This is a genomic window from Streptosporangium sp. NPDC049644 (genome assembly GCF_040675205.1).
GTDB lineage: Bacteria > Actinomycetota > Actinomycetes > Streptosporangiales > Streptosporangiaceae > Streptosporangium > Streptosporangium fukuiense.
In genome coordinates, this window is the sequence record NZ_JBFAOJ010000057.1 from 1 (window position 1) to 14872 (window position 14872).

15 protein-coding genes are annotated in these 14872 nt (G+C 71.3%); 13 read left to right on the forward strand and 2 right to left on the reverse strand.

From position 1 onward, the window contains the following. Positions 1 to 83: 83 nt before the first annotated feature. A complete protein-coding gene (locus AB0J58_RS27745) occupies positions 84 to 881 on the reverse strand; it encodes an SDR family NAD(P)-dependent oxidoreductase (protein ID WP_364220738.1) in 798 nt (265 codons plus the stop codon). Positions 882 to 1040: 159 nt separating this feature from the next. Between AB0J58_RS27745 and AB0J58_RS27750 the strand changes: the two genes are divergently transcribed. Genes AB0J58_RS27750 through AB0J58_RS27765 form a run of 4 tightly spaced genes read left to right on the forward strand, consistent with a single transcriptional unit; the run spans position 1041 to position 3877 of the window. Then, positions 1041 to 1493, forward strand: a complete 453-nt coding sequence (locus AB0J58_RS27750; protein ID WP_364220741.1) for a MaoC family dehydratase — start codon at positions 1041 to 1043, stop codon at positions 1491 to 1493. Next, positions 1490 to 2239: a 3-oxoacyl-ACP reductase FabG gene (gene fabG, locus AB0J58_RS27755; protein ID WP_364220744.1), complete on the forward strand. Its 750-nt coding sequence runs from the start codon at positions 1490 to 1492 to the stop codon at positions 2237 to 2239. The genes AB0J58_RS27750 and fabG overlap by 4 nt, the downstream gene beginning before the upstream one ends. Then, the gene (locus AB0J58_RS27760) at positions 2236 to 3018 is read left to right on the forward strand and encodes an enoyl-CoA hydratase/isomerase family protein (RefSeq protein ID WP_364220747.1); all 783 of its coding nucleotides are present in this window, start codon (positions 2236 to 2238) and stop codon (positions 3016 to 3018) included. The genes fabG and AB0J58_RS27760 overlap by 4 nt, the downstream gene beginning before the upstream one ends. Positions 3019 to 3067: 49 nt before the next feature. Next, complete coding sequence (locus AB0J58_RS27765) at positions 3068 to 3877, forward strand: enoyl-CoA hydratase-related protein (RefSeq protein ID WP_364220750.1); 810 nt, start codon at positions 3068 to 3070, stop codon at positions 3875 to 3877. Positions 3878 to 3925: 48 nt separating this feature from the next. Here AB0J58_RS27765 and AB0J58_RS27770 read toward each other — a convergent pair whose 3' ends face one another. Further along, positions 3926 to 4957, reverse strand: coding sequence for an MBL fold metallo-hydrolase (locus tag AB0J58_RS27770; RefSeq protein ID WP_364220753.1), 1032 nt, complete (start codon positions 4955 to 4957; stop codon positions 3926 to 3928). 94 nt (positions 4958 to 5051) lie between these two features. Here AB0J58_RS27770 and AB0J58_RS27775 point away from each other — a divergent pair, with 94 nt between their 5' ends. From AB0J58_RS27775 to AB0J58_RS27815, 9 genes are all read left to right on the forward strand, one after another. Continuing rightward, complete coding sequence (locus AB0J58_RS27775) at positions 5052 to 5852, forward strand: enoyl-CoA hydratase-related protein (RefSeq protein ID WP_364220756.1); 801 nt, start codon at positions 5052 to 5054, stop codon at positions 5850 to 5852. Positions 5853 to 6151: 299 nt separating this feature from the next. Then, positions 6152 to 7849 carry an AMP-binding protein gene (locus tag AB0J58_RS27780; RefSeq protein WP_364220759.1) on the forward strand — a complete coding sequence of 566 codons (1698 nt, stop codon included), beginning with the start codon at positions 6152 to 6154 and terminating at the stop codon, positions 7847 to 7849. Next, entirely contained in the window at positions 7846 to 9096 is a 1251-nt protein-coding gene (locus tag AB0J58_RS27785) for an aromatic ring-hydroxylating dioxygenase subunit alpha (RefSeq protein ID WP_364220761.1), read from the forward strand. The genes AB0J58_RS27780 and AB0J58_RS27785 overlap by 4 nt, the downstream gene beginning before the upstream one ends. After that, positions 9093 to 9569, forward strand: a complete 477-nt coding sequence (locus tag AB0J58_RS27790; RefSeq protein ID WP_364220764.1) for an aromatic-ring-hydroxylating dioxygenase subunit beta — start codon at positions 9093 to 9095, stop codon at positions 9567 to 9569. Before AB0J58_RS27785 ends, AB0J58_RS27790 begins: the two co-directional genes overlap by 4 nt. 12 nt (positions 9570 to 9581) lie before the next feature. Further along, positions 9582 to 9803, forward strand: coding sequence for a hypothetical protein (locus tag AB0J58_RS27795; RefSeq protein ID WP_364220767.1), 222 nt, complete (start codon positions 9582 to 9584; stop codon positions 9801 to 9803). Next, positions 9796 to 11049 carry an acetyl-CoA hydrolase/transferase C-terminal domain-containing protein gene (locus tag AB0J58_RS27800; protein WP_364220770.1) on the forward strand — a complete coding sequence of 418 codons (1254 nt, stop codon included), beginning with the start codon at positions 9796 to 9798 and terminating at the stop codon, positions 11047 to 11049. The genes AB0J58_RS27795 and AB0J58_RS27800 overlap by 8 nt, the downstream gene beginning before the upstream one ends. Beyond that, the gene (locus tag AB0J58_RS27805) at positions 11046 to 12257 is read left to right on the forward strand and encodes an acetyl-CoA C-acetyltransferase (protein ID WP_364220773.1); all 1212 of its coding nucleotides are present in this window, start codon (positions 11046 to 11048) and stop codon (positions 12255 to 12257) included. The genes AB0J58_RS27800 and AB0J58_RS27805 overlap by 4 nt, the downstream gene beginning before the upstream one ends. Further along, positions 12254 to 13636 (forward strand): OB-fold domain-containing protein, encoded by a 1383-nt coding sequence (locus AB0J58_RS27810; protein WP_364220775.1) that lies wholly within the window; start codon positions 12254 to 12256, stop codon positions 13634 to 13636. Before AB0J58_RS27805 ends, AB0J58_RS27810 begins: the two co-directional genes overlap by 4 nt. Beyond that, entirely contained in the window at positions 13633 to 14826 is a 1194-nt protein-coding gene (locus AB0J58_RS27815; RefSeq protein WP_364220778.1) for an acetyl-CoA acetyltransferase, read from the forward strand. The genes AB0J58_RS27810 and AB0J58_RS27815 overlap by 4 nt, the downstream gene beginning before the upstream one ends. Positions 14827 to 14872 lie beyond the last annotated feature (46 nt).

A 14872-nucleotide genomic window follows, 5' to 3' on the forward strand; every position in this document is an offset into this window, starting at 1 on the left:
TTCACCCCCGGGCGCGGGCCGCCCCGTCTATACTGCGGGGGGTGGGGGCCCGCGCCGGACCGGCGCGGCCCCGCACACCCGGCTCAGGGCATCGCGTAGCCGCCGCTGACCGAGATCACCTGTCCGGTGACCTGGCGGGCCGCCGCCGGGGAGGCGAGCCAGACGACGGCGTCGGCGATGTCGCGGGCGGTGGTCAGCCGGCGCAGCGGGGTGGCCTTGAGCATGTGCTCGACCTGGCGGTCGTTGAAGATCGCATCCTGGCCGCCCGCCCACAGGCTGGTGGCGCCGACGGCCTCGGGGCCCTCGGGGATGACCAGGCCGGGGCAGACCACGTTGGAGCGGATGCCGTGCCGGCCGTGCTCCTTGGCGGTCGTCCTGGCCAGGGCTAGGATCCCCGCCTTCGAGGCCCCGTAGACGGCCTGCCGGATCTCGCCGAACGCGGCGTCGCTGGCGATGTACACCAGGGATCCAGCACCGGCCTCGCGCATCGGCGCGAGCACGGCCTGGGTGCATTCGATCGCGGCGAAGAGGTTGACCTCGAAGGTGCGCTGCCACTGCGCCCGGTCGGTGTGCTCGGCGACGAACCCGGGGATGCTGATGCCCGCGTTGTTCACCATGACGTCGATGCCGTCCCAGACCTCCAGCACCCGGTGGGCGGCACGGGTGGCCGCCCCCGTCTCGGCCAGATCGGCCCGTACCACGACGGCCTCGGTGGCTCCGAGCTCCAGGGCCTCGCCGCGGACCCTGTCGGCCTGGTCTCCGTCGAGGTCGCAGATGGCGATCCGCGCGCCTTCGGCCGCGAAGCCGTGCACGATGCCCCGTCCGATGTTGGAGGCGCCGCCGGTCACCAGGACTCGAGCACCGGTGAGACCAAGATCCATGTCGCTGGGTTCCTTCGCGCTGGGGCCGGATGCTCTCGGGCCGGACGGGCCGAGGTCGTCGAGGGTCATGTTGGGACCCCGGCCTTGTGACCAGATTCTTATCTAATCTAGATTAGAACAGGCGGCCGGTGTGTGGGCACCCCCGCCCGAGGAGGGAACATGAGGATTTTCAACGACCTCGACGAGTTCGCCAGGGCGAGCGGCGAGGTACTGGGCACCAGCGACTGGCTTGCCGTCGAGCAGGAGCGGGTCAACGGATTCGCCGACGCCACCGGTGACCACCAGTGGATCCACGTCGATGTGGACCGGGCCAAGGACGGCCCGTTCGGGGGGACGATCGCGCACGGCCATCTCACGCTGTCGCTGCTCCCGGTGTTCCTCAAGCAGATCTACCGGGTCGACGGCCTTCGGATGGCGGTCAACTACGGCCTGAACAAGGTGCGCTTCCCCGCGCCGGTCCCGGTGGGCTCGAAGCTCCGGGCGACCTCGCGGCTGGTTGAGGTCACCCCGCTGGACGGCGCGGTCCAGGCGGTGCTGTCCAGCACCGTCGAGGCGGCCGGAGTGGAGAAGCCGGTGTGCGTGGCCGAGTCGGTCGTGAGGTACTTCGGATGAGCGGGACAGGGCTGGTGGCGGGCCGTACAGCGATCGTGACGGGCGCGGCGCGGGGTATCGGGATGGAGATCGCCCGGCTGCTGCACGAACACGGCGCCAGGGTCGTCCTGGCCGACCGGGACGCCGACGAGGCGGCCGCGGCGGCGGCCGGGCTCGGAGACGGGCGGAGCGTCTGGGCGCGCGGCTGTGACGTCACCGACGAGACCCAGGTCGAGGCGCTCGTCGCGGAGACCGTCGAGCGGTTCGGATCGCTGGACGTCTTCGTCAACAACGCCGGCATCACCAGGGACGCCTCGCTGAAGAAGATGACGGTGCAGGACTTCGACGCGGTGATCAACGTCCATCTGCGCGGCACCTGGCTGGGCGTGCGGGCCGCCGCGGCGGTGATGCGCGAGGCCGGCGCCGGCTCGATCGTCAACATCTCCTCCCTGTCGGGGAAGTCCGGCAACCCGGGCCAGACCAACTACAGCGCGGCCAAGGCCGGCATCGTCGGCCTCACCAAGGCAGCCGCCAAGGAGCTGGCGCACCGCGGCGTCCGGGTCAACGCCGTGCAGCCGGGCCTCATCAGGACCGCGATGACCGAGGCCATGCCGCCGGAGGTCTTCGCCGCCCGGGAGGCCGACATCCCGATGAAGCGGGCCGGTGAGCCGCGCGAGGTCGCGGGGGCGGTGCTGTTCCTCGCCTCCGACCTGGCGAGTTACCTGACCGGCACGGTGCTCGAAGTCGGGGGCGGGAGGTTGATGTGAGCGAGCGAACCAGTGGGCAGGACAGCGGAGAGGTCGTGCTGAGCCGGGTGGACGGCGAGGTGGGGCACGTCATCCTGAACCGCCCGAAGGCGATGAACGCGATCACCGTCGAACTCGGCGGCGAACTGGAGCGGGTGCTGACCGGGATCGCGGACCGGGTGAACGTCGTCCTGCTGCGAGGGGCGGGCGGGAACTTCTCGGTCGGCGGTGACTTCAACGAGCTCGAACGGCTGCGTGTCGCCGGAAGGGAGGCGATGCGCCCGCTGTTCTCGAACTTCGGCCGGGCCTGTGCCGCCATCGCGGAGCTGCCGGTACCGGTGGTCGCCGCCGTCGAGGGGTACGCGATGGCCGGCGGTTTCGAACTCATGCAGGCGTGCGACGTCGTGCTGGTGCACGAGAACGCGAAGATCGCCGACAACCACGCCAGGTTCGGGCAGGTGCCCGGCGGTGGCAGCACCCAGCGGCTGCCCCGGCTGGTCGGCCGGCAGCGTGCCCTCGGGCACATTCTCAGCGGCGAGCGGTTGTCCGCGGCCGAGGCGGTCGCCTGGGGGCTGGCCTACCGGTCGCTGCCCGCGGACGGTTTCGACGAGGAGGTGAACGCGTTCGTCACGCGGATGGCCGGTCGCGACCGCGACGCCCTGACCCGGATCAAGCGCCTGGTCCGCACCGGGCTTGACCTGCCCCCCGAGGAGGGGCTGGCGCTCGAGCTGGAGACCGTGCTCGACCATCTCGGCGGGCAGGCCGCCGCGGCGGGCATCGCCTCTTTCAAGCGAGCTTGACCTTCCCCCCGGGCGCGGAGCCCGGAGTTTCCACGCTCAAGGAGATCTGATGACACGTGAACTGATCGACTCCGGCCCGGTACTGCTGGACCTCGACTCCGGCGGGGTGGCGCGCCTGCGGCTGAACCGTCCCGAGGCGGCCAACGGGATGGACGTGCCCTTCCTGAGAGGGCTGCACGCGGCAGTGATGCGCTGTCACGGTGAGCCGGACGTGCGCGCCGTACTGCTCACCGGAGAGGGGCGTAACTTCTGCGCCGGCGGTGACGTCAAGACTTTCGCGGCCAGGGGCGAGGGGCTGCCCGACTACCTGCGTGAGGCCACCTCCTGGCTGCAGGTCTCGGTCTCGGCGCTGATGCGGCTGCAGGCCCCGGTGGTGGCCGCGGTGCACGGCTTCGCGGCCGGCGGTGGCGGGTTCGGCCTGGTGTGCGCGGCGGACCTGGTGATCGCCGCCGAGTCCGCGAAGTTCATGGCCGGGGCCACCCGGGTGGGCATGGCGCCCGACGCCGGCGTCTCGGTCACCCTTCCCCGGCTGGTCGGGCTCCGCAAGGCGATGGAGATCACCCTGACCAACCCGGTCCTCACCGCTGCCGAGGCCCTTGAGATCGGCCTGATCACGAAGGTGGTCACCGACGACACCCTGCTCGACGAGGGCCTCGCACTGGCGCGCGCGCTCGCCGCCGGCGCCCCCAGGGCGCTGGCCGCCACCAAGCGGCTGCTCTGGGACGGCCTGGGGGCGAACGTGGAGGCCAGGCTGCCCGAGGAGGCCCGTACGGTCGCCGACCTGTCCGGCACCGCCGACGCGCGCGAGGGGCTGGCCGCCGTCATCGAACGCCGGAGCCCGCTCTTCACCGGCCGCTGACCCCTCCATCCGAGACCTGTGCGCCCGCAGGTTCCGGATGGGCGGCGTTCAGGACGGCGCGTAGGCGCGGACACCGCCGTCCAGGTCGGCGGCGACGAGCACGCCCTGGTCGGTCAGCACGTCCAGATGGGCGTCGGTCTCCAGCACGGCGAGCATCTGGCTGAACAGGTCGAGGTCCTCCAGCCTGCGCCGGCGGCGGGTCCACGGCATGGCCACGGCCACCTCGTACGCCGTCCGCGCCCCGGTCTTGATCTCGTGTGCGCAGGCGTCCAGCCGCTCCTCGTGGTGGGCCAGCAACTCCTCGATCCGGGTGTGGACGCTGGGGGTGACCGGTCCGTGCGCGGGCAGCAGCAGGGTGTCGGGCATCTCCCGGACCAGCCGCAGGGAGTCGAGATAGCTCCGCAGCGGCTTGGGCTCCGGGACGACCTCCAGACCGAGGGACGGGGTGATGTGCGGGAGCACGTGGTCACCGGCGAACAGCAGGCCGGCCGCGGCGTCGCGCAGCACCACGTGCCCCCTGGTGTGTCCCGGCGTGGCGAACACGTCGAGTTCGACGGGGCCGAGAGACATCCGCTCGCCGTCGTCCAGCCAGCCGTCGGGGTGCTTCCACGGCAGGTCGCGCTCGTACTCGTGGCTCTCGGTGGCGGCGACGCGGCCGGCGATCTCCGGGGCCCCGCAGCGGCGCAGCAGCTCGATCTGGCGGGGGTAGAGTCCCTTCTCCTCGTCGAAGGCCTCGATGGAGGGCTGCTCGCCGCGGCCGATCCGCACCCGGGTGCCGAAGGTCTCGCGCAACCTCAGGGCCTGGGAGTAGTGGTCCCAGTGGGCATGGGTCACCAGGATGCCGGCCACGTCCGCCAGCCGGTGTCCCAGCGTTCCCAGCGCCTGGGCCAGTGCCTTCTCGGTGTCCGGCATCGCCCATCCCGAGTCGACGACCACCGGGCCTTCCGGGCTCTCGATCAGGTAGGCGTTCACCGCGTGCAAACCGTTGGAGGGGAGCGGCAGCGGCACCCGATGGACCCCCGGCAATACCGGATGGGCACCCGGCTCGGTCCAGTCCTCGGGCTGCTCTGCGATCGTCATGCGTCGTCTCCTCAGCATCGGTGGCTTGTCTCGAAGTCCGAATCGCCCCTACTCTATTATTTGAAAATAAATTCAAAAGTTGAGGGTGGGGAACATGTCGGAGCGGGCCGGTGAGATCGCCGAGGGTGACTGCGTCCTGGTGGGGGAGAGTGGTGCCGTACGGGTGCTGACCCTGAACCGGCCGCGCCTTCGCAATGCCATCGACCTTGAGCTGCGGATCACGCTCGCCGAGCGGATCGAGGAGGCGATGGCCGACGGTACGGTGCGGGTGATCGTGCTGACCGGGGCGGGCGGCACGTTCTGCTCCGGGGGTGACATCTCCACCATGCGCCGCCGGTCGGCCGAGGAGAGCAGGCCGAGGGCGGAGGCGGCGCAGCGCATCGTGCGCGCGATCTGGTCCGGCCCCAAGCCCGTGCTGGCCGCGGTCGAGGGCTTCGCCTTCGGGGCCGGGGCGTCGCTGGCCCTCGCCTGCGACCAGGTGGTCGCCGCCTCCGACGCCGTCTTCAACCCGACCTTCACCCGGGTGGGTCTCGCCGGTGACCTGGGCATCCTCTGGTCGCTGAGCAGGCGCGCGGGGCTGGCCAGGGCGCGCCGGCTGCTCATGCTACCCCGGGCCGTCAAGGGGGCGGAGGCGCTGGAGATGGGCCTGGCCGACGTCCTCGCCGAGCCGGGCGCCGCGCTTGAGGCCGCGCTCGCCGACGCGGAGAGGCTCGCCGCGGCGCCGCCGCTGGCCCTCGCCGCGATCAAGTCGATGCTCGTCGAGGGGCCGTCCGATCCGTACGAGGTGCTGGCGCGCGAGGTCGACCACCAGGTTCGCCTGTTCGACACCGATGACTTCGCCGAAGGCGTGGCGGCGTTCCATGAGCGACGGCCGCCGGTCTTCCTCGGCAGGTGACCGACCCTGTCGCCCCGCGGGACCGCCGGAGGGCTCGCCGTGCGGAATCCCTTCCGCGGAGGCTCTTACTTTTTTAATCTGCCTTATGTAGCCTGAGCCGCCTGCACGGTGTCGACCGCCCGTAACCCGGTGCCGCCCGGGGGTGGCGCCGCGCCATGGCGGCGAGCTCCGTGGACACCACGTGCAGACCGTCCCGTCGGCAGTTCCGCGGCGGGTGCCCCTTCCTGCCGCTGCCGCCGGGCATGCGTGCGCGTTGACAAATTAATCTAATTAAGATTATATAATTCAGGAGGTATCCTATGATTCCGAGCGTCGGCGAGCGCCGTGAGCAGCTGAGCAGGCGTTTCCCCGAGTGGACGCCGCTAACCCTTGACGGTCGGCTGGAGCGCTGCGCGCAGGAGTTCGGCGACCGCCCCCTCGTCCTGACCGACGAGCGGACCCTCGGCTACGCCGAAGCCGCCGAGTGGTCGGCCCGGCTGGCGGACGGACTGGCGGCACTCGGGGTCCGGCCGGGCGACCGGGTCGGTCTGCTGATGGCCAACTACCTGGAGTTCGTCCCGCTGAAGTTCGCGATCGCCAGGACCGGTGCGGTCGCGATCCCCTTCAACTACCTGTACCGGCAGGATGAGCTCGCCTACGTCCTGGCCCAGTCCGAGTGCAACGTACTGATCACCATGACCGGTTTCGCCGGGCTGGACTACCTGGACATGCTCGACGCCATCGCCCCCGGCTGGGAGCGCGAAGGCGGCGAGGCGCTGCCGGACCTGCGCCAGGTCGTGCTGCTCCCCACCGACGGGCGGACCCGCGACGGGGTGCTGACCGTGGACGGCCTCGGCGAGCTGGGCGCGGGCGCACCCGGCGGGGCCGCACCCGGAACGCGGACCCCCGACGATCTCGGGGACATCCTCTACACCTCGGGCACCACCGGCTCGCCCAAGGGCGTGATGGTCACCCACGACGCGGTGCAGCGCACCGCCTACGCCTCGGCGCTGAGCAGGGCCTTCGAGGACGGCCGGCGCATCCTGTTCTCGCTGCCCTGCTACCACATGTTCGGTTACGTCGAGGGCCTGCTCGCGGCCATGATGGTGGGCGGGGCGATCATCCCGCAGACCGCGTTCAGCCCGGCCGGCTACTTCGAGGGGATCGAACGCCACCGGGCCACCGAGATCCTGTGTGTGCCGACCATGACCGTCGCGCTGCTCGAGCACCCCGACCGGCTCACCCGGGACCTGTCCTCGCTGTTCGCCGTGCTGTCCGGTGCCGCGCCCTCCCCGATCTGGCTCTGGGAGCGGGTCCGCGCCGAGCTCGGGGTCACCGAGCTGGTCACCGGCTACGGCATGACCGAGTGTGGCGGGGCGATGACGATGTCCCTGCCCGAGGACCCGCTGGAGCGCGCCTCCGCCACCGTCGGCCGGCCCAAGCTCGCCGGCGTCGCCGGGCTCCCCGGTGACATCTGTGTCTACCGGACCGTCGACCCGGTGACGGGGGAGTTCCTGCCGGCCGGCGCCGAGGGCGAACTCGTCTCCACCGGGCCGACGCACATGCTGGGCTTCTGGAACAAGCCCGAGGAGAGCGCGCTCGCCCTGCGGGACGGCTGGGTGTACTCGGGTGACCTGGGCATCGTCCGCGAGGACGGCTACCTGGTGCTCACCGGCCGCAGCAAGGAGCTCTACAAGAGCGGCGGCGAGCTGGTGATGCCCAAGGAGATCGAGGAACTGCTCACCGCGCGGCCGGGCATCAGCCAGGCGTACGCGATCGGCGTGCCCGACGACAGGTGGGGCGAGACCGGTTGCGTCTGGATCGTTCCAGAGCCGGGGGTGAGGCTCGACGCGGACGAGATCATCGCGTTCTGCAAGGAGAACCTGGCCCGTTTCAAGGTGCCCAAGCACGTGCTCTTCGCGGAGCCGTCGGAGCTGCCGACCACGCCGACCGGAAAAATCCAGAAATTTCGGCTTGTTCAGCAGGCCAAGGCACGTATTGAAGGAGGGAAGTCGTGACCGTCCAGTACTCGGAGCTGATCCAGCCCGAGAGGGTGCACGGTTCGCTGTACACCGACCCGGAGATCTTCGCGGAAGAGCTCGAACGGATCTGGTACCGCACCTGGGTGTGCGTCGGGCACGTGAGCGAGGTGGCGCAGCCCGGCGACTACGTGCGCAAGAACGTCGCCGCCCAGGACGTCATCATGACCAGGAGCGCGGACGGCGAGGTCGGCCTGCTGCTCAACCGGTGCGCGCACCGGGGCAACCTGGTCTGCGAGGACCGGCGGGGCAACTCCAGTGCCTTCCGCTGCCCCTACCACGGCTGGACCTACCGCAACACCGGTGAACTGCTCGGATATCCCTACAACCAGGGGTACGGCGGTAAGAACAAACTCGAACTCGGCCTCGGCCGGGTGCCCCGGGTGGACACCTACCAGGGCTTCGTGTTCGCCAGCTTCGCCGCCGAGGGGCCGACCCTGAAGGAGCACCTCGGCGCCGCGGCGGGCGAACTGGACCGGCTGGCCAGGCTCTCCCCCGAGGGAGAGGTCGAGCTCACCGCCGGCTGGCTCAGGCACCGTGCAAAGGCGAACTGGAAGCTGCTGGTCGAGAACGAGACCGACGGCTACCACCCGCAGTTCGTGCACGGCTCGGTCTTCAGCGTCACCGGCAGCCCCATCGGAGCCCTCTACAGCGACAAGTCGACAGCCGTCACCCGTGACCTCGGCGGCGGCCACAGCGAGAACGACCTGCGTCCGGAGTTCCGCCGGGCCGCCCGCCCCATGGGCTGGTTCGGCACCTCCGAGGCCAGGGTCCCCGACTACGTGGCGAAGATGCGCGCGCTCCACGGCGAGCAGGCCGAGGAGATCCTCATCGAGGGCGCACCACACGTCATGGTCTTCCCCAACCTGTTCATCGCCGAGATCAGTGTTTTCATGATCCAGCCGACGGCGGTCGACGAGACCGTGCAGAACGTCACCGCGGTGCAGCTCAAGGGCGCGCCGGAGATGAACGGCAGGCTGCTCTCGCAGTGCGTCGGCTCGGTCGGTCCCGCGGGGATGCTGCTGGCCGACGACTCGGAGATGTACGAGCGCAACCAGCGCGGCATGGCCGCCCGGCGGCCCGAATGGCTCGACATCCGCCGCGGCGTGGGCCGCGAGCGCATCGACGAGAACGGTTTCCGGATCGGCGCCGCCAACGACGAGACCGGGATGCGCGGCTTCTGGTCGCACTACCGGGGTCTGATGGAAGAGGGGGCCGCGCGGTGAGCAGTCCGGAACTCGGTGAGATCGAGCGGTTCCTCTATCGCGAGGCACGGCTCGCCGACGAGCACGACTACGACGGATGGGAGGCCCTGTGGACCGACGACGCGCTCTACTGGGTGCCCGCCGGAGGCCCCGACACCGACCCCAGGTCGCAGATGTCAGTGATCTACGACAACCGCAGCCGCATCAGGACGCGGATCAGCCAGCTCAAGACGGGCAAGCGCTACTCCCAGTCGCCGCCGTCGAACATGCGGCGGCTGATCTCCAACGTCGAGGTGGTCGGTGTCGAGGGAACCGACACCGTGGCCGAGGCGAACTTCGTGCTCGTCGAGTCCCGCGAGCGGGGGACCACCCTGTGGTCGGGCCGCGTCACCTACCGGCTGCGCCGCGTCGAGGACGACATCCGGCTGGCCTACAAGAAGGTGGTCCTGGTGAACAGCGCGGAGGCGCTTTCCACCCTGGCCTTCCTCATCTGAAGGAGTCCGGCAGTGGATCAGTGGATCATCGCCAGCGAGTTTGCCGAGGTGGCCGTGAGCCTCGACACCGACGCCAACGGGCCACGATTGCGCGTCGAGGACCTGCGTGGCGGCCGGGTGCGCTACCTGGACGCGCTGGAACTGGAGTCCGTCGTCTGGCTCTCCGACGAGCGGGCGCGGGAGTTGCTGGACCCCTCGGCCGGTCGCTGGAGCGACAGGCCCGCCGATGACTGAGGTCCTCGAAGAAGCCGGGCGGCTGGACCTCACGGCCCACGTCCGTCCCGGCGACGCGGTCATGTGGGGACAGGCCTGCGCCGAGCCGCTCACCCTGACCGGGCGGCTCATCGAGCAGCGCGCCGAGATCGGCGGCTTCCGGTGCTTCCTCGGGCTGCCCGCCTCGGACACGATCCGCCCGGAGCACGCCGACCACGTGTCGTTCCTGTCCTACTGCGGTGGCGGCGGCAACCGCGCACTGCACCGGGCCGGCGCCTTGGACATCCTGCCGTGTCACTACTCGACGCTGCCGGATCTCATCGAGAGCGGGGCCCTTCCCGTCGACGTCGCCCTGGTCCAGCTCTCGCCCGCGGACGGCGCCGGTCGCCACAGCCTCGGCATGGCCGACGACTACCTGTCCGCCGCGATCGACAGGGCACGCGTGGTCATCGCGGAGGTGAACGACCAGGTGCCCTGGACGCACGGGGCGCGCACGCTCACCGCCGCCGACCTGGATGTGATCGTGTTCACCTCCCGGCCGCCGGCCGAGATCGTCAAGAGTGTGCCCGGTGACGCCGAGGAGCGCGTCGCCGGGCACGTCGCCGGCCTGATCGAGGACGGCGCGACCCTGCAGCTCGGGCTTGGCGCGCTGCCCGAGGCGATCGTCGCCCGGCTGGCCGACCGCCGTGACCTCGGTGTGCACTCCGGCCAGATCGGGGACGCCGTCGCCGACCTGATGGAGGCCGGAGTGATCACCGGCGCCCGCAAGACCGTCGGCCGGGGCCGTACGGTAACCGGAACGCTGATGGGAACGTCGCGGTTGTTCCGCTACGCCCACGGCAACCCGGCGATCGAGCTGCGCGACACCCGCCACACCCATGATCCCGAGGTGCTCGCGGCCCAGGAGCGCCTCGTCGCGATCAACTCGGCGATCGAGGTCGACCTGTCCGGTCAGATCAACGCCGAGGTCGCGCGCGGATCGTACGTCGGCGCAGTCGGCGGTGCGATCGACTTCCTGCGCGGGGCGGCCCGCTCCCGAGGCGGCCTGCCCATCGTGGCGCTGACCTCCACCGCGAAGAGCGCCAGCCGGATCGTGGCGAACCTGAGCGGGCCGGTCAGCACGTCCCGCGCCGACGCCGGGATCATCGTCACCGAGTACGGAGTCGCCGACCTGCGCGGGCTGTCCCTGGACGAGCGGCGCGCCCGGATGCTCGCCATCGCCCACCCCGACCATCGCCCCGCGCTCGAGAAGGAATGCTGTCAATGAGAAGAGCCGCGATCGTCGCCCCGGTCCGCACGCCGGTCGGCGCCTTCGGTGGAACCCTGCGCCCGGTGCCGGTGGAGGACCTGGCGGCCACGGTCATCAGGGCCGTCCTCGCGCGCTCGGGCATCGACCCCGAGCGGATCGACGACGTGGCGATGGCCCAGTCCTACGCCAACTCCGAGACGCCGTGTGTGGGCCGCTGGGCCGCCCTGCACGCGGGCCTGCCGGTCGCCGTCCCCGGCTTCCAGATCGACCGGCGCTGCGGCGGCGGACTGCAGGCCGTGGTCACCGCCGCGATGATGGTGCAGACCGGAGCCGCCGACGTGGTGGTGGCCGGCGGTGTGGAGAGCATGAGCAACATCGAGCACTACTCCACCCAGGTCCGCTGGGGCAGCCGTTCCGGCGGCGTGCAGCTGCACGACCGGCTGGACCGGGGCCGTGAGCGGTCCCAGCCGGAAGGGCGCTTCGGCCGGATCTCCGGGATGATCGAGACCGCCGAGAACATCGCCCGTCAGTACCGGATCACCCGTGAGGAGGCCGACGACTACGCCGCGGGCAGCCAGCGCCGGGCCGCCGCGGCCCGGGATGCCGGGGCCTTCGACGACGAGATCGTCGGCGTCCAGGTGCCGGTGCGGCGCGGCGATCCGGTCATGTTCGAGCGCGACGAGGGCATCCGTCCGGACACCACTCCCGAGACGCTGGCCAGGTTGCGGACCCTGATGCCGGGCGGGACCGTGACCGCGGGCAACTCCAGCCAGCAGAACGACGCCGCCGCGGCCTGCCTGGTGGTGGCCGAGGACAAGCTGGACGAGCTCGGGCTGGAGCCGCTGGGATTCCTGGTCGGCTGGGCGGCGGCCGGCTGCGAACCGGCCACCATGGGACTCGGCCCGGTGCCGGCCGTGGCCAGGCTGTTCGCCGCGACCGGCGTGACGTTCGACGACATCGACCTGGTGGAGCTGAACGAGGCGTTCGCCTGCCAGGTGCTCGGCGTCATCAGGGGCTGGGGGTTCTCCGGTCCGGCCGAGCTGAGCGACCGGCTGAACGTCAACGGCTCCGGCATCTCGCTCGGGCACCCGATCGCCGCGACCGGGGTGCGCATGCTCACCACGATGCTGCACGAACTGCGCAGGCGGGGTGGCGGGTACGGCCTGGAGACCATGTGCATCGGCGGCGGCCAGGGCATGGCCGCCCTCTTCGAGGGAGTCTCGTGAACACGCCGAAGGGGATCGTGGCGTACGCCACCTACCTGCCCAGGCATCGGCTGCGGCACGCCGACCTGGGCACCGCGCTCGGCACCCGGGGCGGCACCGGATCACGGGTGGCCGCCTCGTTCGACGAGGACAGCACCACCCTGGGGATCGAGGCCGCGCGGCGGCTGCCGCGCGAGGGAGGGCGGCCAGAGTCGATCTTCTTCGCCACCACCTCGCCCGCCTACCTCGACAAGACCAACGCCGCGGCCGTGCACGCGGCCCTCGGTCTGGGCGCCGACGGCTTCGCGGTGGACCTGGCCGGGTCGGCGCGGTCCGGCACCGGCGCGCTGCTCGCCGCCGCCGCGAGCGGAGGGCTGGCCGTACTCGCCGACGTGCGGACCGGTCTGCCGGGTTCGGCCGACGAGCGCGACGGGGCCGACGGGGCCGCGGCCTTCCTGTTCGGCGACCCCGATGAGGCGGTTGCCGAGATCGTGGCCCGGGTGTCGGTGACCGCGGAGTTCCTGGACCGCTGGCGCACGCCGGACGAGCCGGCCGCCCGCCGCTGGGAGGAGCGTTTCGGACTGGAGAGCTACCTGCCGCTGGTGACCGAGGCCGGACGGCGCGCGTTGCGGGAGGCGGGCGTCGCCGCCCCCGACCACGTGGTGCTCTCCTCGCCGAACCCGCTGGTGGTCAGGCGGGGGGCCGCGCTGTTCCCCGCGCGGGTTCCGGCGGGAGGGACGCCGGGTCACGCGGGCGCGGCGGACGTCGGACTGGGCCTGGCGGAGGTCCTGGACCGGGCGGCGCCCGGCGAGACGGCGCTGGTGCTCTCCGCCGTGGACGGCTGCGACGCGCTGGTACTGCGGGTCACCGGCCGCATCGAGGGCGGGCGCCAGGCACACCCGCTCTCCGCGCAGCTCGCCGCCGGGCGAGATGTCTCGTACACCACCTATCTCACCTGGCGTGGCCTGCTGGACCGGGAGGCGCCCCGGCGACCGGAACCCGAGGTGGCCGCGGGGCCGCCCTCGGCCAGGTCGCAGGCGTGGAAGTTCGCGTTCACCGGGTCGCGGTGCCGCGGCTGCGGTTTCGTCCACCTGCCTCCGGCGCGGGTCTGCAAGGGCTGCGGAGCCGTGGACGAGATGGAGCCGCGCCCGCTGTCGGGCGCGCGGGGCACGGTCGTCACCTTCACCGCCGACCGGCTGGCGTACTCTCCCTCGCCGCCGCTGATCGACGTCGTGGTCGACTTCGACGGCGGCGGGCGGTACACGATGGAGCTGGCCGACGCCGTCCCGGACGAGGTGGCGATCGGAATGCGGGTGGAGACGACGTTTCGCAGGCTCCACACGACCCAGGGAGTGCACAACTACTTCTGGAAGGCACGGCCCGTGGAGGACGAGCGATGAGCGCAAGGGGAATCAAGGACCGGGTCGCGATCGTGGCCATGGGATGCACCCGGTTCGGCGAGCACTGGACCTCCTCCACCGACGATCTGCTGATCGACGCGGTCGAGGAGTGCGTGGCCGCGGTACCCGGCACAGACCTGGCGGACGTGGAGGCGTTCTGGCTCGGCACGCTCGGTTCCGGACAGTCCGGTCTCACCCTCAGCCGCGCGCTGGCCCTGGACTACCGGCCGGTCACCCGGGTGGAGAACTACTGCGCGACCGGTTCGGAGGCGTTTCGCAACGCCTGCTACGCGGTGGCGTCCGGAGCCTACGACCGGGTCATGGCGGTCGGGGTGGAGAAGCTCAAGGACTCGGGCTTCTCCGGGCTGACCCGGATGGACCCGCCCGGAGACGGCACGGCCGCGGAGAACACCCTCACCGCGCCGGCCGCGTTCTCACTGCTCGACCCCGCCTACTGCGCGAGGTACGGCGTCGACCCCGCGCGGATGCGGGCGGCGATGACCCACGTGGCCTGGAAGAACCACGCCAACGGGGCGCTCAACCCCAAGGCGCAGTACCGCTCCCGGGTGTCAAAGGAGAAGATCGCCGCGGCGCCGCTGGTGGCCGGGCGGCTCGGGGTGTTCGACTGCTCGGGGGTCTCCGACGGCGCCGCCTGCGCGCTGATCGTCCGTGCCGAGGACGCCCATCTCTACACCGACCACCCGGTGTATGTGAAGGCGCTGTCGCTGACGGCGGCGCCTGGCCGTGCGGCGATGGATCCCGAATACGACTACACGACCTTTCCCGAGGTGGTGCGCAGTGCCCAGGACGCCTACCGGCAGGCCGGGATCACCGATCCGCGCACCGAGATCTCGCTGGCCGAGGTGCACGACTGCTTCACCCCCACCGAACTGGTACTGATGGAGGACCTGGGCTTCGCCGAGCGTGGCGAGGCGTGGCGCGACATCCTCGACGGTGCCTTCGAGTTCGGCGGGCGGCTGGCGGTCAACCCGGACGGCGGCCTGAAGTCCTTCGGCCATCCGGTCGGCGCCAGCGGGCTGCGGATGCTCTACGAGTGCTGGCTGCAGTTCCGCGGCGAAGCCGGGCAACGGCAGCTGAGCGACCCCAGGCTCGCTCTCACCCACAACCTGGGTGGCCGGCCGGGGGCCTGCGTCTCCTTCGTCTCGCTGGTCGGCAACGAGCTGGGCTGACCGGCGCGGGCCGGCCGGGGCGGTTTGACCTGGCCCGTTTATTTAT